Here is a 24,014-nt window from a genome sequence, read left to right on the forward strand (position 1 = left end):
TTGGTCACTCAGAAGATCAAGAAGGCCGCTTCCGTGAAACGGAGGCGGCCTGTGGGCTGTGTGGGCGATACTGGGATCGAACCAGTGACCTCTTCGGTGTGAACGAAGCGCTCTCCCGCTGAGCTAATCGCCCTTGATCGTCGGGGTCGCGGGTGGATCCGCCGACGGGGAAAACCATACCTCACTTCGGGGGGCGGTGGCGAAGCGGTGGAGGAAAGTGATCTCGGGGATGCGAGCGGCAGGGGGACTCATGGGCGGTGGGGAGTTGCGGGGGGCCGGAACGTGGGCGACACGAGGGAAAGGTTCGCCGGAGTGCGGCACGGCAGGGGGGTGTTGTCATAGCATCGTCATGCCCCATACTCATCCGAATCGCACCACTTATGATCTTTACCCACAGTCACCCGTAGATGCCCCGTAGGACGGCCGGATCGACGCGCAAAACACTTGCAAACACGCACCTCTAAGCGATGTTTGACCAGGTAGAAGCAGAAATGTCGCGCTGTGAGATGCGTTACAGAAGGGCCCAGGAGCGGAATCTTTCCTGCAGGTCTCTTCGTTTCGCAGACACAGCTCCGGGCGAAGTCCTTCAGAGCACCACCATCCAAGCCCCGCCAAGGGGACCCACCATGAAAGGTTTGGCTGACGATGAACGCCACCGTCTCTGCCGAGCTGGGCCTTCGACTTGTGGTCCCCGACCGTACCACCGTCCCCCTCCTCGCCGGGCTCAGCTATACGGCCGACGACCCGTACGCCATCAGGATGGCCTTCCACGTGGGGAACGACGAGCCGGTCGAGTGGATCTTCGCGCGTGAACTCCTGACCGTCGGCATCGTCCGGCGGGTGGGCGACGGGGACGTGCAGGTGTGGCCGGCGCGGGCCGACGGCGAGCGCACGCTGAACATCAGCCTGACCTCGCCCTTCGGGCAGGCGCTGTTCGAGGTGCCGCTGCCACCGCTCACCGAGTTCCTGCACCGCACCTACGAGCTGGTGTCGGCCGGTCGCGAGGCCGACTTCATGGACCTGGACGAAGAGCTGTCGAACATGCTCTGGAGCTCCTGAGCCAGGTCAGTTCAGCAGTCTCCGCATCCTGACGATCTCCGCGCGCTGCCCGGAGGCGATGTCACCGGCCATCTTGAGCAGGAGCTGGTCGCCCCCCTGGGCGATCTCCTCCCCCGCCATCCGCAGCGCGCCCTCGTGATGCCTGATCATCAGGTGCAGCAGCAGCGCGTCGAACTCCGTCCCGCGCGCCGCCCGCAGGCGGTTCATCTCCGCGAGGCTCGCCATCCCGTACGCCGGGTCGGGCTCGTGCCCGTGCCCCGCCGGGACCTCCTGCCCCTGGGCCAGCAGCCAGCGCGACATCACCTCGATCTCCGGTCCCTGGCCTGCCGTGATGCGCCGGCACAGGCCGAGCACCGCCGCGGTCGTGGTCCGGTCCGGGGCGAGCCCGGCCATCTCCAGCGCCTGCCGGTGGTGCGGGATCATCCGCTCGGTGAACAGCACGTCGCCCGCGGACGCGCCCGACTCCGGCTCCCCCACCCGCTCGCCCGGCGTGGCGACGCGGCCCCGGTCTCCCGGGGCGCCCGGGACGATCACCGGCGCGCCGGTCCCCGCGACGGGCGCGGCCCCAGGCTGTGGGGCGGCGGCGCCGGTGCAGCCGGTGAGGCCGGATGCCAGCACAACCGTTACCAAAAGCCCTCTCGTGCCCCGCCGCAACGACATAGCTTCCATACTGGGGCAGATTTCCATATCCAGAGCGGACAGGCAGGGGGCGTTGTGGGCGTGCGGCGTATGGGGGCCATCGCGATGATCGCGACGGCGGCGATACTCCTCGGCGCGTGCGCCCCGGACACGCCGCCCCCGGGCCCGGCGGACTCGGTGGTGCCGAAGACGCCAGGGGCGTCGTCGTCCGGCGACGGGGTGCAGCACAGCCCCAACGCGCGGCTGGTGGCCAACGTCCCGCTGTCCGCGCCGTTCGACGGCGACCAGGCCTGGGGCACCGACCTGGCGTTCCGCGGCGACCACGCCTACGTCGGCAACTACGAGGGCTTCACCATCCACGACATCAGCGACCCGGCGCACCCCAAGGTGGTCACCCGGGTGGTCTGCCCCGGCGGCCAGAACGACATCTCGGTCTCCGGGAACCTGGTGTTCCTGTCGGTGGACGAGCCGCGCAGCGACGAGACCTGCGAGAGCGACCGCGGCGACGCCGTCAGCGGCTGGGAGGGCATCCGGATCTTCGACGTCTCCGACCCCGCCAAGCCCCGGTACCTGAAGTCCGTGGAGACCCAGTGCGGCTCGCACACCCACACGCTGGTCCCCGGCAAGGACGCGGCCACGGTCTACCTGTACGTGTCGTCGTTCGGCCCGGCCCCCGACACCGCCAAGTGCAAGCCGCCGCACGACTCGATCGCCATCGTCGAGGTGCCGGTGAACGACCCGGCCAAGGCGAGGATCATCGCCCAGCCCGTGCTGTTCGAGGACGGCGCCGACGAGACCGGGCCCGGCGCCACCAGCGGCTGCCACGACATCACGGTCTACCCGGAGAAGGACCTGGCCGCCGGGGCGTGCCTGGGCAACGGCATCCTGATGGACATCTCCGACCGGACCAAGCCGAAGGTGCTCCAGCAGGTCACCGACGCGGAGAACTTCTCGATCTGGCACTCGGCGACGTTCACCAACGACGCCAGCAAGGTGATCTTCAGCGACGAGCTCGGCGGCGGCATCGCCCCCACCTGCGACCTCAAGGCGGGCGCCGACAGGGGCGCCGACGCGATCTACGAGATCGTGGACGGCCGCGCGCTGCGCCGCACCGGGGCGTACTACAAGATCCCGAGAACCCAGACCGGGGCGGAGAACTGCGTCGCGCACAACGGCTCGCTGCTGCCCGTCCCCGGCAAGACGATCATGGTGCAGGCGTGGTACCAGGGCGGTGTCTCGGTCATCGACTACACCGACCCCGCCAAGCCCAAGGAGATCGCCTACGTCGACCGCGGCCCGCTCTCCGGCACCGAGCCCCGGCTCGGCGGCTCCTGGTCGGCGTACTACTACAACGGGTACGTGTACTCCAGCGACATCACCAAGGGCCTGGACGTCATCTCCGTGGACGACCCGCTGACCAACCCGGCCAAGCAGGTCAAACTGGACGAGTTCAACGCCCAGACCCAGGTGTCCTACCCCGAGTGATCAGGGGTCGAGGTCGGCCGCGCCGCGCTCGGCGAACACCCGCATCGCCTTCGCGGTGACGGGACCGGGCGCGGCGGGCAGCACGGTGTCGTCCACCAGCCTGATCGGCTGGACGTCGCGGGTGGTGGAGGTGAGGAACGCCTCGTCCGCCTCGTACAGCGCCGACATGGGCACGTCGGCCTCGTCGCCGCCGTGCCACTCCAGCACCAGCGCGCGAGTGACGCCCGCCAGGCAGCCGGAGGCCAGCGTGGGTGTGACCAGGTGGCCGTCCTTGACGATGAAGATGTTGCTGCCGGTGCCCTCGCACAGGTGGCCCACGAGGTTCTCGAAGATCGCCTCCTGGCCGCCGCGCTCCTTGGCGTAGGCGAGCGCCTTGGCGTTGTCGCCGTAGGAGGTGCTCTTCACCCCGGCCAGGGCGCCGCGCTCGTTGCGCGGCCACGGCACCACGGTGACCGCGGCGCTGTCCGGGAACGGCGCCTGCGCGCCCACGATCACGACGGACGTGGTGCCCTGGTTGCCGCGGTCGGAGCCGAGCGGGCCGCTGCCGCTGGTGTAGGTGACGCGGATCCGGCCGAGCGGCCAGGCGGGCGCGGCGGCCAGGCAGGCGCGGATGCCGTCGGCGATGGACGCGACGTCGGGCGCGGGCAGGCCGAGGCGCTCCGCGGAGAGCATGAGCCTGTCCAGATGGCGGGTCAGGGCGAACGACTCGCCGTTGACGCACTTGATCGTCTCGAAGACGCCGTCGCCGACCATCAGGCCGTGGTCGAAGACCGAAACGGCGGCCTGCGCGGGGTCGATCAACTCGCCGTTGACCCACACCGGAACGTTCATCTAGTGGTTCTCCAATTCTTCCGGGCTCGGCCGGGCCCGCGTGTCGGCCCCGCCGGACGCGAGCGCGATGAGCCGGGAGGCCTTCAGCTCGGTCTCGCGCCACTCGCGCCCCGGGTCCGAGCCCCAGGTGATGCCTGCGCCGGTGCCGAAACGGATGAGGTCGCGCTCGATCCAGAAGGTGCGGATGCCGACGGCCAGCGCGCCTTCGCGTTTGCCGGCGTCGACCCAGCCCACTGCCCCACAGTACGGCCCTCTTGGCTCTGGTTCGAGCTCATTGATGATTCGAACCGCCGAGGACTTCGGCGCGCCGGTGATCGACCCCGGCGGGAACGTCGCCGAGAACAGCTCCGCCCAGCCCGTACCCGCCGCGAGCCTGGCCCGGACGGTGGAGACGAGGTGCACCAGTCCCGGGTGCTCCTCGACCACGCACAGCTCCGGAACCGTGACGGATCCCACATCGGCGATCCGGCCCAGGTCGTTGCGCACCAGGTCGACGATCATGACGTTCTCGGCGTAGTCCTTCTCCAGCAGGTCGGCGGCGGTCACCCCGGTGCCCTTGATCGGGCGGGACTCCACGACGCCGCCCCGGCGCGACAGGTAGAGCTCCGGGGAGGCGGACACGACGGACAGGCCGGGCAGCTCGACGACGGCGGCGCGCGGCGCGGGGTTGCCGCGGGCCAGCCGGTGGGCCAGCACGAGCGGGTCGGCGTCCCCGGGCAGGGCGGCGGTCAGCACGCGGCACAGGTTGGCCTGGTAGACCTCCCCCTCGCCGATCAGCTCGCGGATGCGCCGGACGCCGTCCTCGTAGCCGGAGCGGTCCAGGGAGGAGGTCCAGGTGAGGGCGGACGGCCAGCGGCCCGTGGGGGCGGGCAGGGGCGCGGGACGTACGTCGTCGAACCGGGCGCAGGTGACCTTGCCCTCGTAGGTCACCACGACGGCCCACCAGCCTTCGCCGTCCAGCGCCCCGAGGTCGGTGGTCACATCCCTCAGGCGCGTGGCCAACCAGCCGTTGATGTGGGCGAAATACACCTATCCATTCTCTCCTGTCCCAGCTCGTGCCCGCTTCCCGCGCTCCGTGCGGTTTCCCGCAGGAGGTCGAGGAGGGCCAGCGCGGCGGGCAGCGGGGCCGTGCGGGGCAGCGCCGCCTGGACCTGACGGCGGGGGGCCTGCCCGCTCAGGGACCGCAGCACCACGTCGCGCCGGACGGCCCTGGCCGCGATGGAGGGCACCAGGGTGATCCCGAGGCCCGCGGCGACGTAGCCGAGCTTGCCGGTCCACTCGTGGATGCGGATGCCCACCTTGGGGGTGAAACCGGCCCTGGCGCAGTACTCGGCGAGCACCGTGGGGCGATCGGGCGGCGCGCCGTTGATCCAGTTCTCCTCCCGCAGGTCGGCGAACCCGATCTCGGGCTTCCCCGCCAGCGGGTGGCCGGGAGGCAGGGCCAGCAGCAGCTCGTCGGTGAGCAGGGGGGTCAGCCGGGCCTCGCCCTCCGGGAGCAGCCCCAGCGGGTAGTCGCTGACCACCGCGATGTCGAGCGCGCCGTCCCCGAGGCGCGTCATCAGCGCGCCGCTGAGGCCCTCCACCAGCGAGATCTCCACCCGCGGCCACTCACGCCTGAACGCGCGCAGCGCCTCGGGCACCAGCACCGCGTTGGCCGACGCGAACGCCCCGACCCGCAGCCGGCCGCCCGTCCCGCCGTGGATCGCGGCCAGCTCCCCCGAGGCCAGGTCGAGCCGCTCCAGCGCCTCCCGGGCGTGCCGGTGCAGCACGGTCCCCGCCGGGGTGAGCCGCACCCCGCGGGCCAGCCGCTCGAACAGCGGGCCGCCCGCCGCGCGCTCCAGGGCGGCGATGCGGCGCGACACCGCGGACTGGGTGTAGTTCAGCTCGGCCGCCGCCGCGGTGAAGGACCCCGTGCGGGCCACCACGTCGAGCAGGCGCAGGGCGTCCAGGTCGAACATCGCTCATCCATTCCCGTGGCGCATGACTCGTATGCAATCTAGTCGGTGGTGACATGGCTCGGGCGCGGCGTAGCGTCGGGCGGGTGATCGCATTTCTCGGACTGGGACGCATGGGCGTCCCCATGGCACGCCGCCTCGCCGCCGCCGGGCACGAGGTGACGGCGTGGAACCGCACGGCCAAGGAAGTCCCCGGCGTGAGGATGGCCGCCACGGCGGCGGAGGCGGCGGCGGACGCCGACCTGGTCGTCACCATGCTGCGGGACCCGGCGGCGGTGCGGGAGGTGCTGGCGGCGGCCCGGCCTCGCGCGGGGGCCCTGGTGGTGGAGATGTCCACCATCGGGCCGGAGGCTGTGGCGCGGCTGCGGGCGTCGCTGCCCGGGGACGTCGGCCTGGTGGACGCGCCAGTGCTCGGCAGCGTCGGGCCCGCCGCGGACGGCACGCTCCTCGTGCTCGCCGGGGGGGCGCCGGCCGACCTGGACCGCTGCCGTGAGGTGCTGCGGGTCTTCGGCACCGTGCGCGAGGCCGGGCCCCTCGGGGCGGGGGCGGCCATGAAGCTCGCCGTGATGAGCGCGGTGGTTCCCGCCCAAGTGCTGCTCGCCGAGACGCTCGCCTACGCCGCCGCCCAGGGGGTCGACCGCGCGGCCCTGCTGGACGTGCTGTCCGCCACGCCGCTCGGCGGCCTGGCCGAGCGCCTGCGCCCGGCCGTGCTCGACGGGCCGCCGCCCGCGCGGTACGCCCTGGGCCTGGCCGCCAAAGACCTCACCCTGGCCGCGCACGACACCCAGACCCTCGCCGCGGCCGCCAGGGACCGGCTGGAGGCCGCCGTCGCCGAGGGCCTGGGGGACGCCGACCTCACCGCCGTCATCCCCTCGGTGGCCGCGTCCCGGCCGTCCCGGCCCGTCAGGCTCAACCCGTCCTCGGTGCCCGCCCCCGCCGGGGCGTACTCCCACGCCGTCCGCTCGGGGGGCCTGCTCTTCGTCTCCGGCCAGGCCGCGCTGGACGAGCACGGCGAGGTGGTCGGCGAGGGGGACATCACGCGGCAGGCGGAGTGCGTCTTCGACTACCTGGAGCGCATCCTCGCCGACCAGGGCTGCACCCTGGACGACGTGGTCAACATCCGCAGTCACCTCACCGACATGGCGGACCTGCCGGGCTACGCCGACGTCCGCCGGCGCCGCATCACCGGGCCGCCGCCGTCCAGCACGACCGTGGAGGTCCCGCGGCTGTTCCGTCCCGGGCTGCTGATCGAGGTGGACGTCGTCGCCGCGCTCCCCGCGCCGGTCAGGCCAGGGGGCCGGTGACCGACTCGGCGGCGGTCAGCAGGGTGCCGGCCTCGACCATCCGGGTCACCGACTCGATCTCGGGGGCCAGGTAGCGGTCGGGGCCGGGGCCGGGGGTCTCCAGGCGGACGGCGGCGACCACGGCGGCAGTGGCGGGGGCCGGGGTCAGGGGCCGCCGCAGGTCCAGGGCGCGGGCGGCGGTGAGGATCTCCACGGCGAGCACGCGGGTCAGGCCGTCGACGGAGCGGCGGAGCTTCCTGGCGGCGGACCAGCCCATGGAGACGTGGTCCTCCTGCATGGCCGAGCTCGGGATCGAGTCGACGCTGGCGGGGACGGCGAGGCGCTTCAGCTCCGACACGATGGCCGCCTGGGTGTACTGGGCGATCATGTGGCCGGAGTCGACGCCGGGGTCGTCGGCGAGGAAGGCCGGGAGGCCGTGGCTGCGGGAGACGTCGAGCATGCGGTCGGTGCGGCGCTCGGACATGGAGGCGACGTCGGCGGCGGCGATGGCCAGGAAGTCCAGGACGTACCCGACGGGGGCGCCGTGGAAGTTGCCGTTGGACTCGACGCGGCCGTCGTCCAGCACGACCGGGTTGTCGATGGCGGCCACCAGCTCGCGGGCCGCCACGGCGGCGGCGTGCGCGACGGTGTCGCGGGCGGCCCCGGCGACCTGGGGGGCGCAGCGCAGGGAATAGGCGTCCTGGACGCGGGTGCAGGTGTCGTCGCGGTGCGAGGCCATGATCGGCGAGTCGCGCAGCAGCGCCATGAGGTTCGCCGCGGACGCGGCCTGCCCCGGGTGCGGGCGCAGCGCCTGCAGCTCGGGGGCGAACACCCGGTCGGTGCCGAGCAGCGCCTCCACGCTCATCGCGGCGGCGAGGTCGGCGGTGCGCAGCAGGCGGGTCAGGTCGTCCAGGGCCAGGATCAGCATGCCGAGCATGCCGTCGGTGCCGTTGATCAAGGCGAGACCCTCCTTGGCGGCCAGTTCCACCGGCTCCAGCCCCGCCTCCTTCAGCGCCTCGCCGGCCGGCACGGGCTCGCCGCCGCGCACCCGCACGGCGCCCTCGCCCATCAGCGCGAGCGCGACGTGGGACAGCGGCGCCAGGTCCCCCGAGCAGCCCAGGCTGCCGTACTCGTGCACCACCGGGGTGATCCCTGCACTGAGCAGGCCGGCGAGCAGCCTGGCGGTCGCGGGCCGCACCCCGGTGTGCCCGGTGGCGAGGGTGCGCAGGCGCAGCAGCATCATCGCCCGGATCACCTCGTCCTCCACCTCGGGCCCCGACCCCGCGGCGTGCGAGCGCACCAGCGAGCGCTGCAACCGCGCGCGCAGCGCCGGGTCGATGTGCCGGGTGGCGAGCGCCCCGAACCCGGTGGAGACGCCGTACGCCGGCGTGGGGCTCTGCGCGAGCTCGTCGATCCTCGTCCGGGCCCGGGTGATCGCGGTGACCGCCTCGTCGCCGAGCCGCACCGCCGCCCCGCGCCGGGCCACCTCGACCACCTGACCGAAGCCGAGTTCCCCCGCTCCGACCTCCACGACCTCGCTGCCCATCCCGCCGCCACTCTCCGCTCGGTAACCAGTGCCAAGCATGGTAGCCCCTTACCCGATCGTCCCCCCGACCCGGGACGCCGCCGCCACCCGGGTTTCGGTTTGGGGACTTGGCCGGGATTCGCTAGAGTTCTCTGCGTGAGGCCGGGTGTTCACCGGCAGATCACGCGGACGTGGCTCAGCTGGTAGAGCATCACCTTGCCAAGGTGAGGGTCGCGGGTTCGAATCCCGTCGTCCGCTCGGAGAGGCCTTGCCTGCCGGGGCCTCGCCCGGTGGAGTGGCCGAGAGGCGAGGCAGCGGCCTGCAAAGCCGCGTACACGGGTTCAAATCCCGTCTCCACCTCAAGTTCCCATCCGGCGAACACCCGGGCGATTAGCTCAGTGGGAGAGCGCTACCTTGACACGGTAGAGGTCACTGGTTCAATCCCAGTATCGCCCACCATAGGTGTCTCACCAGCGGCCAGGGCCGCCGGTGAGGTCACGTGAGCGTGTGTGGCGCCGTACCCGGTTCCGGGTACGGCGCCGCTGTGTTTCCGGGCCACCTCTGAGCCCCACGACGCGTGGACCCGCACCGGCTCCGCCACGTCCCGCCGGGGTGGCGCGGCGGCGGAAAGTGCGTCGCGCTGAATTCTGGGCCCCCCTAGGGGATTTGTTATTCCGCTTCCCCCCTAGGGGGTTTACATGGCTTGAATTAGTTGGTCAAGTGGGAAACTATCTGACTGAGCGGGACCGGGCAAAGAATAGCCCCTCCCGGAGTCGAGACTGTCTGGAGCGTCTCCATGGCGATGTCGCGCTATCACTTCGATGCCGACCATTCCGGCCTCAATGCGCTGAAGGGAGCTATCGAGCCGATTCGGCAAAAGGTCCTGGCGCACGAGATGTATCAGTCGATGGTGGAGATCGACGACGTGAATACATTCATGGCACATCACGTGTTCGCGGTCTGGGACTTCATGTCCCTGCTGAAGAGCCTGCAGCTTCAGCTCACCTGCGTACGGGTGCCGTGGACGCCCGAGGGACCGACGGTCTGCCGGCGGCTGGTCAACGAGATCGTCCTGGTCGAGGAGAGCGACGAGATGGAGGACGGCTACAGCAGCCACTTCGAGCTCTACATGCAGGGGATGCGTCAGGCCGGGACGAGCACGGTGCCCGTGGAGACCTTCATCGACCGGCTGCGCGCCGGGGAAAGCGTGCCCGAGGCGCTGACGACCGAGGGCGTGCCGAAGGCCGCCGCGGACTTCGTCGCCACGACCTGGGGCATCCTGGACATGGCTCCGGCGCACTGCCAGGCCGCCGCCTTCGCCTTCGGCCGCGAGGACCTCATCCCGGAGATGTTCGAGAGAGTCATCCGGATCGACGACCACGGCGGCAAACTCGCGCACTTCAAGGACTACCTGGCCCGGCACATCGAGGTCGACGCCGACGAGCACACCCCCATGGCCATGCAGATGCTCATCGACCTGTGCGGCGACGACAAGGTCAAGTGGGACGAGTGCGCGAACACCGTGAACACCGCGATGAACGCCCGAATCCAACTCTGGGACTCCATCCACGGCGCCATCCTGGCCGGCCGCGTGACCACCTCAGCCGGCCACTGAGCCGGTGGTCGGTGCCCGGCCACGGGTGACGCCGACCATTGCCCGCTCCGGGTCCAGAGGAGACCCGACAACGGTGCGCGAACCACCGACGGCCTGACACAGGTGTCGGGCTGGGGCGGGCCGGGGACCCTGCCGTGCCTGCTCACGGCAGGGTCCCCGGCCCGCCCACCGCACCCGAAGATTTGAAAAGCCGTCATGTAAATTTCACGACACTCCAGAAGACCGGAACAGGCGGAACACGCATATCGGAAGGCGTTATCCCACCGAACGAGCGCCGGCGAACAGATAGCGGCGGCCAGGTAGCACAATGCCTCCCATAGGCCGCAGGCACGCTTCGGCACATCGTTGCCGAATTTGAACACCAGAAGTCCTTGAAGGCAGTAACAGCCAAGGACGCCGGTCAATTGGAATGCCCGTTCCAGGCGCTCGAATACGGGGAGCAGCGGACCCCGGGGCCGCGCGGTGAGCGCAATTCTCACCGGCCTGCCTCAGGACCGCGACGGGTGCGAATTCGCGGAGGCGGCGATGAAGACGCCTCCGCGACTGCCCACCCTCGCCACGGAGACCTCCCCCAGGGCGGCCGGCGAGGCGTGTTCCTAGTGGTTTCCCCAGGCCCGTCCCCGATGTCGCAGCGCGCCGCCACCGTCACCATCGGTGACATGGCACGAGCGACATCGAAGGGGGCTGAGATGCCAGAGAGCGACGAAGTGTTCCTACGGGCGAACGCCGAAGCCGGGGAAGTCTTCGAACGGCTGCGCCGGATCACCGAGGACAGGGCCCGCGACGGAGGAACGTCCGGGCTGTCGGTGCTCGAACTCACCCGCGAGGCCGGCCTGGAGCTGTCCAAGTCCGACCTCACCGAACTGAGGATCCCAGAGATCGTCCCGATCCACCGATTCATCCCATGGGACGTCTGGTTCCCCTGGCGCCCACTGTGGTGCTGGTGGTGGCACCGCTACCAGCCCTGGTACCACTGCTGCCCGTACTGGTGGCACCGCTGCCACTGGTACGCCGAGTAGTCCCGCCCGCCGCGACTGGCCGCCGGGCCCCGCCGACGGGGCATGGCGACCAGGACGCGGCGCGGACCGGCGCAGAGGGCGGCGGCGGGAAGCGCACCCGGCCAGGTAGAGGAGAGCCGTCGCGGCCACAGGCCGCACACCACGGTGAGGGGCAGGGCCAGGCCGAGCACGGCGGCTTCCCTCGGGTGCGGACGCGGCCGGCGCTCGTGGACACATCGGCGCCGTGGGGCAGGGTCTGGGACGGGACGACGGGCGGGCCGGCACGTGCTGTCCGCCGACGCGGAACGCACCTACGAAATCGCCACTTTCGTCACTGCGGTGTCGGCGGGCGGCTCGCCGGTCGGCCTCAGTCGGCTGGCAAGGCTGAAAAATCACTCACGTTCGCGACCTGCGGACCGGCGAACTCCTGCCGACGCTTGCCACCGATGCCGGGCTGACGGCCGATCGAATCTCGGGGACGTGTCGAGTACCGCGCCTTCACCACCGACCACCTCTGTCAGGTGACCGACGTCCGGACGCCGTAGACGAGCCGCCGGCCCCGGTCGACGCGATCTCCTGGCCGCTCACCCTGGCCGCCCTGGGTGACGTCGCTCACCGGTGGCCACGGGCTGGACGCCGTGGTGTGGGATGGGAGGCACCTGGGTCCCGCCACGCCTTCACCACACCGGGGACCTCGTCGCGCTCGCCAGGCCCGGCGGCGAGATCGAGATCCGGCGGCTGAGCGTGCCGGAGCCGCTGCTCAAGCTGACGCTCGAAACCCACGTCCTGGATGTGGCGCTGACCGAGTGCGGTGTCCTGTTCGTCGCCACGTTCAGAGGACTCGCCGCGTTCCGGCTGTTCCTGCCCTGACCGCTTTCCGTCCGAGCCGATCACGCGGGGGTCCGGCGTCGCCGTTCATCGGCGCCTCTCTTGAAACTCTCCGGACCCCGTGGGACCGGGTACTGCTTTTCCTCGCGGCGCCCGGTGTTTCTGGCGTCGTGCGCACGGGAGACGCGTCCCGAAGGTGGCGTCCGGGGGTGTGCCGAGCCGAATAGGAGCAAGAAGCCGGGTGGAACGCAATGGTGCCGCGAAAGGGGGCCCGGTGGGCGGATCAGCGGGTGCACAAGGTATCTTGCGGGGCTGTTTTCCTCTGTCGTATGGTGGTCGGACTTGGTGGGAGCGCTCCCAAGGGCTTGGTCGCCGCCTTGGGGTGGCAATTCTTCGGGGCGCTTCTCGGTTTCGCGTGTGCTCATTCGGTTCGCATTCTTGTTTGGTCGAGCAGGCATGCGTGAAACGGCATGCCGAAAAGGGAAGGCATCGTGACCGTGGCGTCGGTGGAGTCTTCGGGAAACGATTCCGGCGGGCTGGGCGGCACGGGCCGGGGCCGGACCTCCGGCCCCTTCCCCGGCCGGCGGGCGGCGCTCGGCCGGCTCCTGGCGGCGTAGACCGTCACATCGGGGGGCCGGCCGATCACGCGGCGACCGCGGAACGGTGGCATGGGGGGCTGCTAGATCGGGCAGCGGCGGATGTGGCTCGGCTCGCGGCTCGGGCACGGCATGCCCGGCCCCCGACGCCATCCTCGGCTTACGGCTGGACGGTGCAGGCCGCGCGGTAGGGGTCAGCGGAGCAGGGCGCGTTCCAGCAGGTCGGTGACGTGGCGGGTGTACTGGTCGGCGGACCAGCCCTGGCCTAGGACGAGGTCCTCCCACACGCGCTGGGAGGTGAGGGCCCACATGAGGCGGGCGGCGGTGGCGGGGGTCCACTCGGCCGACAGCGCGTCCTCCTCGGCGAGGCGGCGGGTCACGTGCTCGCAGCGGGTGAGGCGGGCCTGCTCGCGTTCCTCCCATGCGGCGCCGGCGGCGTCGTCGGCGCGCCGCAGCGTGTCCAGGGCGGTGGCGACGGCGTGCAGGCGGGGCTTGAGCCGGCACTGCAGCGCGACCGCCTCGGCCAGCGCGTCCCGCGCGGTCGGCGCCTCGTCCACGCGGCGCTGCTCGGCGGGGGTGCGCGCGGTGGCGTCGGCGTCCCTGGTCACCTCGAGGAACAGCGCGGTGCGGTCCGCGAAGTGCAGGTAGAGCGCCTGCCGTGAGGTGCCGGCGCGCTTGGCCACCTCGGCCATCGACGGGCCCGTCCCCCGCTGTTCCTCGATCAGCTCGCGGGCGGCGCGGAGGATTCTGGCCCTGGTCGCCGGATCACCACTTGACACGGTGTAAAGCATAGCCTTAGTGTCACCGCTTGACACCATGTCAAGCACGGCGAGTGGCCGGTGACCGCCCCCGGTTCCCCGCCGCGCGAGCCGTGGCCGTTCCCTGCCGGAACGCTCCGCGCAGCCGGAACACCCCGTCCCATCCACCTGGGACGGCTGCTCCACGCACCCCGGACCCTCCGTCCCATCCACCTCGGACGGCTGCTCCACGCACCCCGGACCCTCCGTTCCGTGCGCCGGAACGGTTCGCGGCATGCGCATGGATCGTTCCATGCGATCCCTTGATCCAGACCCGAAGGAGTCACCATGTCCTCGACCACGCCGCCCGATCCGCTCCAGCCGTCCGGCGCGGAGCCCCGTCCCGCCGCGAACGGCACGCCACGGCCCGCGCGCCGGCGGATCGCCACGCTGGCCACCGTGCTGGCGCTCGCCGCGGGCGCCCTCGTGGCGTTACCCGGCCTGCCCGGCACACCTCCGGCCCTGGCCGCGACCCCGCAGTGCCCGCCGGAGGGCTGCGGGAACCCCGGCGACCCGGACGATCCCCCGCAGCTTCCGAACCCGGACGCCCGCACCACCCGCGTCATGTCGCTCGGCGACTCCTACGCCGCCGGTCAGGGCGCGCCGAACCTCGACCCGGACGCCTACCCGCGCCGTAAGTGGGTGGACGACGCCTGCTACCGCTCCGAGCTGTCGGGCATCAGGCAGGTGCTCAAGCAGCTGCGGACCACGAGCCCCTACGGGGACGACTTCACGCACTACGACTACACCTGCAGCGGCGCCGCGGTGGAGTCGAGCCCGGACGGCGACGGCGGCATCCTCACCCCGCAGCGGTCGGCCGGCACGGCCGGGAAGGACTCGCAGATCGACCAGGCCAACGCGGAGGCCGGTGACCGGATCATCGACGTCCTCACCATCGGCGCGGGCGGCAACGACACCGGCTTCGTGCCGATCATCGAGGCCTGCGCGCAGCCGTTCAACAACTGCGGCATCGAGCAGATCGCGAGCGACCACGCCCAATGGCGTGCCGACCTGCGCGGCAAGCTGGACCGCCTCATCACCGCGATCCAGGGTGACGCCGACGGCAACGGCAAGACGCTGCGAGCGCGCGTGCGGGACGTGTACTGGGCGACCTACCCCGACATGACGAAGACCGTGACCGGGGCCTACTGCTACGAGGGAGGCGGCCTCCCGTACGAATTCATCGACGGCCTGGAGACCCGCTGGATCTCCACCGCCGTGATCGGCGGGCTGAACGACGCCATCCGCGCCGCGGTGACGCGGGCCAACGCCGACGACGGCCGGCCGGGCCCCCGCTGGCACGTGGTGGAGCAGGAGAGCTGGAGCGGCCACGCCTGGTGCGACCCCGCGGACCGCAAGTACGTCAACAACGTGGACGAGAGCCAGGCCAAGCAGGACAACATCTGGGGTGCCGCGCACCCGAACGAGGCGGGCTACCGCTCGCTGGCCGCCGCCTACCTCCGCGAGCTGTCCTACCTCAACCGCCCCTACCCGGCCGCGGACCGGTTCTCGGTGCTGCTCCCCCGCCACACCGGCGCCCCGGCCGTCGTCGCGGGCGCGTCCCGGCAGCCGGGCGCCGAGGTGCGGCAGGGCCCGTCATCCCTCGCCGCCGCGCCGCACGCGGCCTGGCGCGCCGCCCGTCTCCGGTCGTACGGCCGGTTCGCCCTGGTGTCGGCGCTGAACGGCCTGTGCGTCACCACGACGGGCACCGGCGCGGCCGCCGTCACGCAGCCGTGCGCCGAGGCGACCGGGCAGCGCTTCGACCTCAAGCCCGAGCCGGCCGGCACATGGGTGGCCGTGGCGTACGGCGCGCGGGACTGCCTCGGTGTGCGGGACGGCGCCGGGGCCGCGGACGCGCCCTACACGGTGTCGCCCTGCACGTTCGCCGCGCACCAGAGCTTCACGTTCCGGGACGCCTACTCGCAGCTGTCCCGCTACAACAACCAGGCGGGCGACCACCACACCGAGACCGCCACCCCGGGGGTGGGCTGGACACCCGAGGGCGTGCTCGGGTTGCTGCCGGTGAACGCGCAGGCGGGCACCCTCCCGCTGACCTCGTGCCGGATCGGCTCCGACCACTTCACCTCCACCGACCCGGGCTGCGAGGGACACGAGGTGGTGCGGCTGCTCGGCCACATCCACACGGCGCAGCCGTCCGGCACGGCGTCGGTCGCGCTGTACCGGTGCGTCGTGCACGGCGGCGGGGACCACTTCGACTCCACCGACCCGGCCTGTGAGGGCCGGCACGTGGACGGACGGCTCGGCTACCTGCCCGTCTGACCCACCACGGCCATACGGCCCGCCGGGACGGCCTTAGCGATGTCCTGGCGGGCCGGATGGTTTTCCGCACCCGGCCGCCGGGCATTCATGATCTTCGTCGGGGGTTGTGCGCCGGGTCGACCGCGCGCGGGTGAACGGGGGCCGCATGCGGGTAGAGGGGCGGGTGCGCTGGGCGCGATTCGCGCTGGTCTTCGTGCCCGGGGCGGTGGTGATCGCGATGCTGGTGGGGGCGATCATGAACGGCGCGATCGGCGCCGCGTTCGTGGTGTCGAACGACAAGATCAAGGCCGCGGCGGCGGAAGTACGGCAGGGGCCGTTCTCCTCGTACGGCGGCTACGTGGTGAACGCCGAGGGCGACCGCATCCCCGTCCTGGTCAACAACGTCACGCACCTCACGGCCATCGACTTCTGCCAGAGCGTCGTGATGAGCACCCCGGTGGGCCCGGTGACCCTGCGGGTGACCGGCGGCCACGACAGGCCGGTGGTCGTCAAGGACCTGACGACCTACGAGATCATGCTGGCCGGCGACATCACCTACTACGGCCTGGAGGTCGGCAGGGACGCCGCCACCCTGGACAACGTGCCGGGCAAGAGCGGCCCGCCCGGCGTCTTCGGCCAGCAGGGCACCTCCGGCGTCATCAAGAACTTCCGGGAGGTCTCCTGGGCGGTGACCGCCGCCATGTTCAACGTCCCGGACGCCAAGCTCACCGTCCGCAGGGACGGCCCGGAATGCTTCTAGCCCGGCTGCGTCCCGACCGGAGACTCCTGCGGAGGGCCCGGCGGCACGCGCGGTCCTGGCGGCGGAGCAGGCCGTTCTGGGGCGGGGTGTGCACGGTGCTGGCGGGGGCCGAACTGCTCAGCGTCCCGTTCAGCTCGCGGGGGCTGTTCATTGCCATCCACTCGGCGGGCGCCGGGATCGCGTACCTGCTGTCGATCACGCTGATCCTGCTCGGCGTGGTGATCTGGCTGCAGCCCGCCCAGCGGGTGTTCCTCGGCGTGACGGCAGTCCTGCTCTCGGCCACCTCCGTGGTGTACGTCAACGTGGGCGGCTTCCTGCTCGGCGCGTTCCTCGGGCTGCTCGGCGGCGCCACCACCGCCGCGTGGGCGCCGGGTCCCGTCCGCCCGGCGGCGGTACCCGCGGGCGGGCCGGCCGAGGGCGGGCGGGCGGACGAGGAGAAGGTCAGCTCTCGCTGATCGGCAGCACCACCCGGAACCTGGTGTCCCCGGGAGTGGACTCCACCTGGATGTCGCCGTGGTGCTTGTTGACGACGATCCGGTAGGAGATGTCCAGGCCGAGCCCGGTGCCCTCGCCGACCGGCTTGGTGGTGAAGAACGGCTCGAAGATGCGCGGACGGACCTCGGCCGGGATGCCGTGACCGGTGTCCCCGATCTCGACGAAGATCCGGTCTGCCTCGTGGCCGGTGCGCACGGTGAGGGTGCCGCCGTCGGCCTTCATCGCGCAGAGGGCGTTGTCGATCAGGTTGGTCCACACCTGGTTGAGCTCGGCGGCGTACGCCGGGATCGGCGGCAGCGTGTGGTCGAACTCTTTGACGACGCGCACCCCCTGCGGGATCTTGGCCTGCATCATGGTCAGCGTGGCGCCGAGCAGCTCGTGCACGTTCACCGTCTGGTACGGCGCCCGGTCGAGCTGGGAGTACTGCTTGGCCGCCGCCACCAGGGTCGAGACGCGGGTCACCGCGTCGTTGATCTCGTTCATCAGCTGCTCGGTGTCGACGGTGTAGGTCAGCCACCTGATGGCCGCCTCGAGGTTCTCCCCGCCGATCGCGCCCGCGATGCGCTCCAGCCACTCGGGGTCCACTCCCCCGGCGACCAGCGTGGCGGCGATCTCCCAGCCGCCGGTGATGTCGTGGTCGTCCAGCCAGTCGCCGAGCGCGTCCTCGGCGTCGGCGGTGGCGAGCGGCGACAGCGGCGGGGCGCTCGCCACCCGCTTGACGGCCTCCTCCTGCAGCTCGACCAGGCGCCGCAGCCGCGTGCCGTCCAGCCTGCCGTCGGCGATCATGGCGAGCTTGTGCCGCATGCCCGCGACACGCTCGCGCAGCACGGCGGTCGCCCGCACGGCAGCCGCGGCGGGGTTGTTCAGCTCGTGGGTCAGGCCGGCCGACAGCGAGCCGAGCGCGAGCAGCCGCTCCCGCTCGCCGACGATGGTCTGGGTGGCCCGCATGCCGAAGAACAGGCCCTCCAGCATGTGGGTGGCCATGGGGAACCAGTCGCGCAGCGCCCCGCCGAGCACGTCGGCGGGCAGGGTGAACATCTGCACCTCGGTGATGGCGTGCGCGCTGGAGTAGTAGACCTGGTCGATCCGCCCGGCGAGGTACGCCTGCACGGCGCCGGTGTAGACGCCGGGCTGCTCGGTGCGGTTGAACTCGACCTCGTCGCCGTGGACCAGCCTGCTCAAGGCGATGGTGCCGTGCAGCAGCACGTAGAAGCAGGTGGCGGGATCGCCCTCCCGGCAGATGACCGCGCCGCCCTCGTACCGCTCCACCCGGCCGTGCTCGACGAACCTGGCGAGCTGCTCGTCGTTCAGGGACTCGAACAGGAAGAGGGTGCGCAGCTCGGCGGCGGTGAGGCGGTCGCCGGTCACGCCGGTCTCGCCCGTGTCGTCGCTGAGCTCGTCGCGCATGGTCATTGGGCCTCCAGGTAGCGATGGATCAGGGAAACCGCCATCGCGCCCTCCCCCACCGCCGAGGCGACCCGTTTGACCGAGTAGGCGCGCACGTCGCCCGCGGCGAAGACGCCGGGCATGCTGCACTCCAGGTGGTAGGGGTCGCGCGGCAGCGCCCACCCCGGGGGACGGCGGCCGTCCACCACGAGGTCCGAGCCGGTGAGCACGAAGCCGTTCGCGTCTCGGACGACGGCCTTGTCCAGCCAGTCGGTGCGCGGCTCGGCGCCGATGAAGATGAACAGCCACGAGGTGGGGACCTCGCGGACCTGTCCCGAGCGGGGGTCGCACAGGCTGAGCCGTTCCAGGTGGTCGCCGCCCTCCGCGCCGACCACCTGGGTGTGGGAGTGGACCTCGATGTTGTCCCTGGCCGTGATCTGGTCGATCAGGTAGCTCGACATGGACCTGGTGAGGTCGGCACCGCGGATCAGCATGTGCACCTTGTGGGCGTACCTGGAGAAGTACACCGCGGCCTGGCCCGCCGAGTTGGCGCCGCCCACGATGTAGATCTCTTCGCCCGAGCAGCTCGGCGCCTCGGTGGCCGCCGAGCCGTAGAACACGCCGCGGCCGGTGAGCTCGGCGAGGCCCGGCACGTCCAGCAGCCGGTACGACACGCCGGTGGCCAGCACGACGGTGTGCGCGGCCACGGAGGTGCCGTCGGCGAAGCGGATCAGCCGGGTGGAGCCGCAGGAGTCGAGCGCGACGACCTCGCGGGTGGTGAGGATCTCGGCGTTGAAGCGCTGCGCCTGGCGGCGGGCGCGGTCGGTGAGCTGCGCGCCGGACACGCCGTCGGGGAAGCCGAGGTAGTTCTCGATGCGGCTGCTCTGGCCCGCCTGCCCGCCGGTGGCGCGCTGCTCGACCAGGACGGTGCGCAGGCCCTCGGAGGCGCCGTACACCGCGGCGCCGAGGCCGGCCGGGCCCGCGCCGACCACCACCAGGTCGTAGAACTCCGCGGCGGGTGTGGTGGTCAGGCCCACGTGGGCGGCCAGGGCGCCCTCGGTCGGCTTGACCAGGGTGACGCCGTCCGGCGTGATCACCAGCGGCACGTCGTCGGCGTCGGCGCCCGCGGCGGCCAGCAGGCGCATGCCCTCGGCGTCCTCGGTGGTCAGCCAGCGGTACGGCACCAGGTTGCGCGCCAGGAAGTCGCGGACGGCGAACGACGGGGCCGACCAGCGGTGGCCGACGACCTTGGTCTCGGGGATCGACTGGTCGGGGGCGGCGAGCCACGCCTCCAGCAGGTCGTCCACCACCGGGTAGAGCTTCTCCTCCGGCGGGTTCCACGGCTTGAGCAGGTAGTGGTCGAGGTCGACGACGTTGATCGCGTCGATGGCGGCGTCGGTGTCGGCGTACGCGGTGAGCAGGACGCGACGGGCCCTCGGGAAGAGGTCCATCGCGGATTCGAGGAACTGGATGCCGTTCATCTCGGGCATGCGGTAGTCCGCCAGCAGCAGAGCGACCTGTTCGCCGCGCAGCTTGATCTCGCGCAGCGCGTCCAGGGCCGACGGGCCGGAGTCGGCGCGGACCACGCGATACCGGTCCCCGTATCGGCGGCGGACGTCTCTGGCCACGGATCGTGAGACGGCCGGGTCGTCGTCTACGGTCAGAATCGCGGGGTTCGCCATGGCTCAAATCTAAGCGCTGCCAGGACCACCGTGCTTCCCCCCACCCCCTCGCCCGCCCTGGCCGCGACCGGACAGGCGGCGGACCGGGCCGAAGCCCGGAGGGTAGGGGATAATAGTCCCTTATTTAGCAAAACTCAGAGAATGCTGAGAATTCCGAGGATGAGCGGATAGGCCCCGCTCATCGACGTTGGCCCACTGGGTAGAGTCGCAGGCGATGACGAGTCACACGATCACCGCGCAGTGGCAAGAGATCCCCGACGACGCCGACGACGCCGTCCTGGTGCACGGCGGGTTCCGCACCTTCCGGTGCGCGTGCGCGAAGCCGCTCCCCGACCGGGTGGCGGCCGAGTTGCACGCGATGGAGACCGGCCAGTGCTCGGCGTGCCTCGGCTCGGCCGACCAGGAGATCGTGCCGGGGTTCGTCCGGCGCTGCGCCGCGTGCGCCGCCACCGGCAAGCGTGACGTCCAGCTCGTCTGGGAGGTCGCGCACACCGAGGCCGAGCAGCTCATCACCAGCGCGCTGGTCCGCGACATGGTGGAGCGCTTCGAAGGACCGTTCCGGCTGTCGGAGGTCGCCGACATGATCCGCCTGGAGCTGGATCTGCCGGTCGGGCGGCTGCCGGTGGGCCCGCGGGTCCGCGACCTGCTGCGCGAGATGGAGGCGGGCGGCGAGCTGGTCATGCTCTCGGCCCCCGACGAGCTGCTGCGCGGCACCTCGGTGGTGCTGTACCGCGACCCGCAGTGGCAGCGGGTCATCGACTCCTCGTCCTGACCGCTGATCGGCCGCGCGAATTGCTGTTGTCCGAAACATCTGAGCAAGCAACTATCGACTTGGCCCGGAAATACCGTGTTTCACGGTGTTCGAGAGCTACGCTGGCCTTCTGCACGATCTCATCGCGCCGCTGCGAGAAGGGTTAGCCTCCCCTGTGTCCGAAAGTACGCCCCAGCTCGACCCGGAACAGCCCACCAAGATCGACCCCACGGTGGCGCACTCGGCGCGGGTATGGAACTACTGGCTGGGCGGCAAGGACAACTTCGCCGCCGACCGCCAGCTGGGCGACCAGATCCTCAAGGTGATGCCCGCACTGGTGGACGCGGCCCGCGCCGACCGCGCGTTCCTCGGCCGCGCCGTGCGACACCTGGTCGCCGAGGCGGGGATCCGCCAGTTCCTGGACATCGGCACAGGCTTACCGACCGCCGACGGCATCCACGAGGTGGCACAGACCCTGGCCCCCGACACCCGCGTGGTGTACGTCGACAACGACCCCATCGTCCTCACCCACGCCCGCGCCCTGCTGGTGGGCACCCCCGAAGGCCCCACCGACTACATCGAGGCCGACATCCGGGACGTCGACCTGATCCTGGAACACGCCGGCCGCACCCTGGACTTCGACCGCCCCGTGGGCCTGATGCTCCTCGGCGTCCTCAACTTCATCCCCGACGACGCGGAGGCCGTCGGCATCGTCCGCCGCCTCCTGGCCGAGCTTCCCTCCGGCAGCCACCTGGTCGTCGCCCACCCCACCGCCGAGGTCCACACCGACGCCATGCTGGAAGCCGTCCGCCAGTGGAACGAAGCGGGCACCGCCCCCATGGCCCTGCGCTCCCCCAAGGAACTCGGGGACTACTTCGCCGGCCTGGACATCCTGCCCCCCGGCATCGTCTCCTGCTCCCAGTGGCGCGCCGCCCCCGACGACTTCGACGCCCAGGAACAGGTCTCCCAGTTCTGCGCGGTGGCCCGCAAGCCCTGAGGCGCCCCTCCCGGTTCCCGGGCCGGACGCGCCCCGCCGCGGTGTCACCGGCGGCGGTCAGCCGGCGCCGAGGGTCACGGCCCGGCGGGCCTCCGACGGGTCCAGGGCCTTGAGGGCGAGGTCGGCGAGGCGGGCGCACTCGTCCATGGTGTGGGCCCGCAGGGACTCGCGGACGGCGGGGACGCTGGGGGCGGACATCGAGAGGCTGGTCATGCCGAGGCCCGTCAGAACGAGGGCCAGGAGGGGGTCGGCGGCGGCCTCGCCGCAGACTCCCACGGGCTTGCCCGACGCGCGGGCCGCCTCGCCGCAGAGGGCGAGCAGGTGGATGAGGGCGGGCTGCCAGGGGTCGAGGAGGTCGGCGAGGTCGGCGTGCTGGCGGTCGGCGGCGAAGGTGTACTGACCGAGGTCGTTGGTGCCGATGCTGAGGAAGTCGACCTCGCGCAGCAGGTGCCCGGCGTGCAGGGCGGCGGCGGGGACCTCGACCATCACGCCGACGTGGCTCAGGCCGTGCCCGCGGGCGTGCCGGGCGAAGTCCGCGGCCTCGGCGACGGTGCTCACCATCGGGGCCATCACCCAGGTCTCGGCCTCGCACGCCTTGTCCGCCTCGGCGACGGCGCGCAGCTGGGTGTCGAGCACGTCGTGGCGGCGCCGGGCGGTGCGCAGGCCGCGCAGGCCGAGCGCGGGGTTCTCCTCGACGGGCAGGCCGAGGAACGGCAGCGGCTTGTCCGACCCGGCGTCCAGCGTGCGGATCACCACCCGGCGGCCCGGAAGAGCCCGCAGCACCGCGCTGTACGCCTCGACCTGCTCGTCGAAGCCGGGGGCGTCGGCGCGGTCCAGGAACAGGAACTCGGTGCGGAACAGCCCGACGCCCTCGGCGTCCGGCCGGACGTCCTTGGCCGAGCCGATGTTGAGCAGCAGCGGGATCGAGTGCCCGTCCGCCGTCCCCCCGGGACCGGTGCTCGCGGCCATGCGCTCGCGGGCCGCGGCGGCCTCCCGCAGGACCCGCTCGGCGTCCTCCTCGGAGACGCCGATCTCCACCTCGCCCGTGACGCCGTCCACGGACACCCACATGCCGTCCTCGACGGCCGCGGCGTCCTGGCAGGCCACGACGGCGGGCAGGCCGAGCATGCGGGCGAGGATGGCGGTGTGGCTGGTGAGGCCGCCGCGGTGGGTGACCAGCGCGAGCACGACGGAGGTGTCCAGGCCGGCGGTGTCGGCGGGCGCGAGGTCGTCGGCGATCAGTACGTACGGGTGGCCGGGGTCGGGCAGGCCCGGCATGGGCAGGCCGAGCACGGCGGCGACGGCGCGGTCGCGGATGTCGTCCAGGTCGCCCGCGCGTTCGGCGAAGTAGCCCCCCGCCTCCACCAGCGCCGCCCGGTGGTGCGCGCACCCGGCGGCGACGGCGTGCGCGGCGCCGAGCCCCGCGTCGACGCCGTCGCGCACCGACTCCAGCAGCATGGGGTCGGCCGCGATCATGCTCTGCGCCTCCAGGATGGCGCGGGCCTCGGGGCCGGCGGCCTTGGCGGCGTGCCGTTCCAGGTGCTCGGACACCGTGCGCAGCGCCTCGGCGGCGGCCTCGAACTCCGCCGCCGCGTCGGCCACCGGGGCCCGCGCGGGCAGCTCCGGCGGGCGCGCCATGCGGTACGCCCGCCCCGCCGCCCGGCCGGGGCTCGCCCCGATCCCCCGGACCGTCCCCTTCGTCACCGGCTCAGACATCTCCGGCCTCCCTCGCCCCCGGATCACGGTCGTGCGACGGCCGGCCCGGACGGCGGGCGGGCTCACGCATCGGCGGGCTCCTCGGCGTCCAGGTCGCGCGACAGCAGGTCGGCCAGGACCGTGAGCGCCTCCTCGGCGCCGGGCCCCTCGGCCTCCAGGGTCACCTCCGTGCCGTGCCCGGCGCCGAGGGCCAGGACGGCGAGCATGCTGTTGGCGGGTGCGGGCTTGCGCCCGGGGACGCTGATGCGCACCGGCACGGGCTGGCGCGCCGCGGCCTGCACGAAGAGCTTGGCGGGCCGGGCGTGCAGGCCGCTGCTTGAGGCGATGACGACGGTCTTCTGCGGCATGGGGGATTCC

The 24,014-nt window shown here is 72.0% G+C and carries 21 protein-coding genes and 4 tRNA genes; 14 read left to right on the forward strand and 11 right to left on the reverse strand.

Going from position 1 to position 24,014, the window contains the following annotated elements:
• Window positions 1-61: 61 nt before the first annotated feature.
• A tRNA-Val gene (locus tag ACFP1K_RS10955) sits at window positions 62-133 on the reverse strand.
• A 512-nt stretch (window positions 134-645) separates the two neighbouring features.
• On the opposite strand from ACFP1K_RS10955, the gene ACFP1K_RS10960 reads away from it, so the two are divergent.
• Window positions 646-1,059 carry an SsgA family sporulation/cell division regulator gene (locus ACFP1K_RS10960; RefSeq protein WP_347627298.1) on the forward strand — a complete coding sequence of 138 codons (414 nt, stop codon included), beginning with the start codon at window positions 646-648 and terminating at the stop codon, window positions 1,057-1,059.
• A gap of 6 nt (window positions 1,060-1,065) precedes the next feature.
• Here the strand turns inward: ACFP1K_RS10960 and ACFP1K_RS10965 are convergent, their stop codons facing one another.
• Window positions 1,066-1,677 (reverse strand): DUF305 domain-containing protein, encoded by a 612-nt coding sequence (locus ACFP1K_RS10965; protein ID WP_380750101.1) that lies wholly within the window; start codon window positions 1,675-1,677, stop codon window positions 1,066-1,068.
• Window positions 1,678-1,788: 111 nt separating this feature from the next.
• Here ACFP1K_RS10965 and ACFP1K_RS10970 point away from each other — a divergent pair, with 111 nt between their 5' ends.
• Window positions 1,789-3,183, forward strand: a complete 1,395-nt coding sequence (locus ACFP1K_RS10970; protein WP_380750401.1) for an LVIVD repeat-containing protein — start codon at window positions 1,789-1,791, stop codon at window positions 3,181-3,183.
• Here ACFP1K_RS10970 and ACFP1K_RS10975 read toward each other — a convergent pair whose 3' ends face one another.
• Genes ACFP1K_RS10975 through ACFP1K_RS10985 form a run of 3 tightly spaced genes read right to left on the reverse strand, consistent with a single transcriptional unit; the run spans window position 3,184 to window position 5,972 of the window.
• Window positions 3,184-4,014 carry an aminotransferase class IV gene (locus tag ACFP1K_RS10975; protein ID WP_380750104.1) on the reverse strand — a complete coding sequence of 277 codons (831 nt, stop codon included), beginning with the start codon at window positions 4,012-4,014 and terminating at the stop codon, window positions 3,184-3,186.
• Window positions 4,015-5,016 carry a chorismate-binding protein gene (locus ACFP1K_RS10980; protein ID WP_380750107.1) on the reverse strand — a complete coding sequence of 334 codons (1,002 nt, stop codon included), beginning with the start codon at window positions 5,014-5,016 and terminating at the stop codon, window positions 4,015-4,017.
• Complete coding sequence (locus ACFP1K_RS10985; RefSeq protein WP_380750110.1) at window positions 5,001-5,972, reverse strand: LysR family transcriptional regulator; 972 nt, start codon at window positions 5,970-5,972, stop codon at window positions 5,001-5,003. Before ACFP1K_RS10985 ends, ACFP1K_RS10980 begins: the two co-directional genes overlap by 16 nt.
• Before the next feature lie 83 nt (window positions 5,973-6,055).
• Here ACFP1K_RS10985 and ACFP1K_RS10990 point away from each other — a divergent pair, with 83 nt between their 5' ends.
• On the forward strand, window positions 6,056-7,273 hold the full coding sequence (locus ACFP1K_RS10990; protein ID WP_380750113.1) for an NAD(P)-binding domain-containing protein: 1,218 nt from the start codon (window positions 6,056-6,058) through the stop codon (window positions 7,271-7,273).
• On the opposite strand, the gene hutH is transcribed toward ACFP1K_RS10990, so the two are convergent.
• Complete coding sequence (hutH, locus tag ACFP1K_RS10995) at window positions 7,254-8,798, reverse strand: histidine ammonia-lyase (RefSeq protein WP_380750404.1); 1,545 nt, start codon at window positions 8,796-8,798, stop codon at window positions 7,254-7,256. The genes ACFP1K_RS10990 and hutH overlap by 20 nt on opposite strands.
• Window positions 8,799-8,962: 164 nt before the next feature.
• On the opposite strand from hutH, the gene ACFP1K_RS11000 reads away from it, so the two are divergent.
• The 6 genes from ACFP1K_RS11000 to ACFP1K_RS11025 all read left to right on the forward strand — a co-directional run bounded on the left by ACFP1K_RS11000 (window position 8,963) and on the right by ACFP1K_RS11025 (window position 12,260).
• A tRNA-Gly gene (locus ACFP1K_RS11000) sits at window positions 8,963-9,035 on the forward strand.
• Window positions 9,036-9,066: 31 nt separating this feature from the next.
• Window positions 9,067-9,137: transfer RNA gene (locus ACFP1K_RS11005), tRNA-Cys, on the forward strand.
• A gap of 24 nt (window positions 9,138-9,161) precedes the next feature.
• Window positions 9,162-9,236 (forward strand) — tRNA-Val (locus ACFP1K_RS11010).
• A 436-nt stretch (window positions 9,237-9,672) separates the two neighbouring features.
• The gene (locus ACFP1K_RS11015) at window positions 9,673-10,392 is read left to right on the forward strand and encodes a DUF3050 domain-containing protein (protein ID WP_380750116.1); all 720 of its coding nucleotides are present in this window, start codon (window positions 9,673-9,675) and stop codon (window positions 10,390-10,392) included.
• A gap of 689 nt (window positions 10,393-11,081) precedes the next feature.
• The gene (locus ACFP1K_RS11020; protein ID WP_380750119.1) at window positions 11,082-11,411 is read left to right on the forward strand and encodes a hypothetical protein; all 330 of its coding nucleotides are present in this window, start codon (window positions 11,082-11,084) and stop codon (window positions 11,409-11,411) included.
• 627 nt (window positions 11,412-12,038) lie between these two features.
• On the forward strand, window positions 12,039-12,260 hold the full coding sequence (locus ACFP1K_RS11025; RefSeq protein ID WP_380750122.1) for a hypothetical protein: 222 nt from the start codon (window positions 12,039-12,041) through the stop codon (window positions 12,258-12,260).
• Between the two features lie 748 nt (window positions 12,261-13,008).
• Here ACFP1K_RS11025 and ACFP1K_RS11030 read toward each other — a convergent pair.
• The gene (locus ACFP1K_RS11030) at window positions 13,009-13,593 is read right to left on the reverse strand and encodes a TetR/AcrR family transcriptional regulator (RefSeq protein ID WP_380750125.1); all 585 of its coding nucleotides are present in this window, start codon (window positions 13,591-13,593) and stop codon (window positions 13,009-13,011) included.
• Between the two features lie 306 nt (window positions 13,594-13,899).
• Between ACFP1K_RS11030 and ACFP1K_RS11035 the strand changes: the two genes are divergently transcribed.
• The 3 genes from ACFP1K_RS11035 to ACFP1K_RS11045 all read left to right on the forward strand — a co-directional run bounded on the left by ACFP1K_RS11035 (window position 13,900) and on the right by ACFP1K_RS11045 (window position 17,085).
• Window positions 13,900-15,891, forward strand: a complete 1,992-nt coding sequence (locus tag ACFP1K_RS11035) for a hypothetical protein (protein ID WP_380750128.1) — start codon at window positions 13,900-13,902, stop codon at window positions 15,889-15,891.
• A 145-nt stretch (window positions 15,892-16,036) separates the two neighbouring features.
• Entirely contained in the window at window positions 16,037-16,630 is a 594-nt protein-coding gene (locus ACFP1K_RS11040) for a DUF6230 family protein (RefSeq protein ID WP_380750131.1), read from the forward strand.
• Window positions 16,621-17,085, forward strand: coding sequence for a DUF6114 domain-containing protein (locus ACFP1K_RS11045; protein WP_380750134.1), 465 nt, complete (start codon window positions 16,621-16,623; stop codon window positions 17,083-17,085). Before ACFP1K_RS11040 ends, ACFP1K_RS11045 begins: the two co-directional genes overlap by 10 nt.
• Here the strand turns inward: ACFP1K_RS11045 and ACFP1K_RS11050 are convergent.
• Both ACFP1K_RS11050 and ACFP1K_RS11055 read right to left on the reverse strand, forming a co-directional pair.
• Window positions 17,072-18,538: an ATP-binding protein gene (locus tag ACFP1K_RS11050; RefSeq protein ID WP_380750137.1), complete on the reverse strand. Its 1,467-nt coding sequence runs from the start codon at window positions 18,536-18,538 to the stop codon at window positions 17,072-17,074. The two genes, ACFP1K_RS11045 and ACFP1K_RS11050, sit on opposite strands and share 14 nt — an antisense overlap.
• Window positions 18,535-20,193: an FAD-dependent oxidoreductase gene (locus ACFP1K_RS11055; protein WP_380750140.1), complete on the reverse strand. Its 1,659-nt coding sequence runs from the start codon at window positions 20,191-20,193 to the stop codon at window positions 18,535-18,537. The genes ACFP1K_RS11050 and ACFP1K_RS11055 overlap by 4 nt, the downstream gene beginning before the upstream one ends.
• Before the next feature lie 214 nt (window positions 20,194-20,407).
• Here ACFP1K_RS11055 and ACFP1K_RS11060 point away from each other — a divergent pair, with 214 nt between their 5' ends.
• Complete coding sequence (locus ACFP1K_RS11060; protein WP_380750143.1) at window positions 20,408-20,965, forward strand: hypothetical protein; 558 nt, start codon at window positions 20,408-20,410, stop codon at window positions 20,963-20,965.
• Between the two features lie 154 nt (window positions 20,966-21,119).
• Window positions 21,120-21,941: an SAM-dependent methyltransferase gene (locus tag ACFP1K_RS11065; protein ID WP_380750146.1), complete on the forward strand. Its 822-nt coding sequence runs from the start codon at window positions 21,120-21,122 to the stop codon at window positions 21,939-21,941.
• 57 nt (window positions 21,942-21,998) lie between these two features.
• Here ACFP1K_RS11065 and ptsP read toward each other — a convergent pair whose 3' ends face one another.
• Both ptsP and ACFP1K_RS11075 read right to left on the reverse strand, forming a co-directional pair.
• A complete protein-coding gene (gene ptsP / locus ACFP1K_RS11070; RefSeq protein ID WP_380750149.1) occupies window positions 21,999-23,657 on the reverse strand; it encodes a phosphoenolpyruvate--protein phosphotransferase in 1,659 nt (552 codons plus the stop codon).
• Window positions 23,658-23,719: 62 nt separating this feature from the next.
• Window positions 23,720-24,004 (reverse strand): HPr family phosphocarrier protein, encoded by a 285-nt coding sequence (locus ACFP1K_RS11075; protein WP_380750152.1) that lies wholly within the window; start codon window positions 24,002-24,004, stop codon window positions 23,720-23,722.
• Window positions 24,005-24,014: the final 10 nt, after the last annotated feature.

It is taken from the genome of Sphaerisporangium aureirubrum (assembly GCF_042658925.1).
GTDB classification, from domain to species: Bacteria; Actinomycetota; Actinomycetes; order Streptosporangiales; family Streptosporangiaceae; genus Sphaerisporangium; species Sphaerisporangium aureirubrum.

Bases quoted from the DNA above. Each gene is read 5' to 3' on its own strand.
- ACFP1K_RS11020 (WP_380750119.1), top strand. From the start codon at position 11,082: ATGCCAGAGAGCGACGAAGTGTTCCTACGGGCGAACGCCGAAGCCGGG.
- ACFP1K_RS11025 (WP_380750122.1), top strand. From the start codon at position 12,039: ATGGGAGGCACCTGGGTCCCGCCACGCCTTCACCACACCGGGGACCTC.
- ACFP1K_RS11015 (WP_380750116.1), top strand. From the start codon at position 9,673: ATGTATCAGTCGATGGTGGAGATCGACGACGTGAATACATTCATGGCA.
- ACFP1K_RS11040 (WP_380750131.1), top strand. From the start codon at position 16,037: ATGCGGGTAGAGGGGCGGGTGCGCTGGGCGCGATTCGCGCTGGTCTTC.
- ACFP1K_RS10975 (WP_380750104.1), bottom strand. From the start codon at position 4,014: ATGAACGTTCCGGTGTGGGTCAACGGCGAGTTGATCGACCCCGCGCAG.
- ACFP1K_RS11035 (WP_380750128.1), top strand. From the start codon at position 13,900: ATGTCCTCGACCACGCCGCCCGATCCGCTCCAGCCGTCCGGCGCGGAG.
- ACFP1K_RS10970 (WP_380750401.1), top strand. From the start codon at position 1,789: ATGGGGGCCATCGCGATGATCGCGACGGCGGCGATACTCCTCGGCGCG.
- ACFP1K_RS11055 (WP_380750140.1), bottom strand. From the start codon at position 20,193: ATGGCGAACCCCGCGATTCTGACCGTAGACGACGACCCGGCCGTCTCA.
- ptsP (WP_380750149.1), bottom strand. From the start codon at position 23,657: ATGTCTGAGCCGGTGACGAAGGGGACGGTCCGGGGGATCGGGGCGAGC.
- hutH (WP_380750404.1), bottom strand. From the start codon at position 8,798: ATGGGCAGCGAGGTCGTGGAGGTCGGAGCGGGGGAACTCGGCTTCGGT.
- ACFP1K_RS11075 (WP_380750152.1), bottom strand. From the start codon at position 24,004: ATGCCGCAGAAGACCGTCGTCATCGCCTCAAGCAGCGGCCTGCACGCC.
- ACFP1K_RS10960 (WP_347627298.1), top strand. From the start codon at position 646: ATGAACGCCACCGTCTCTGCCGAGCTGGGCCTTCGACTTGTGGTCCCC.
- ACFP1K_RS11060 (WP_380750143.1), top strand. From the start codon at position 20,408: ATGACGAGTCACACGATCACCGCGCAGTGGCAAGAGATCCCCGACGAC.
- ACFP1K_RS10985 (WP_380750110.1), bottom strand. From the start codon at position 5,972: ATGTTCGACCTGGACGCCCTGCGCCTGCTCGACGTGGTGGCCCGCACG.
- ACFP1K_RS11050 (WP_380750137.1), bottom strand. From the start codon at position 18,538: ATGACCATGCGCGACGAGCTCAGCGACGACACGGGCGAGACCGGCGTG.
- ACFP1K_RS11045 (WP_380750134.1), top strand. From the start codon at position 16,621: ATGCTTCTAGCCCGGCTGCGTCCCGACCGGAGACTCCTGCGGAGGGCC.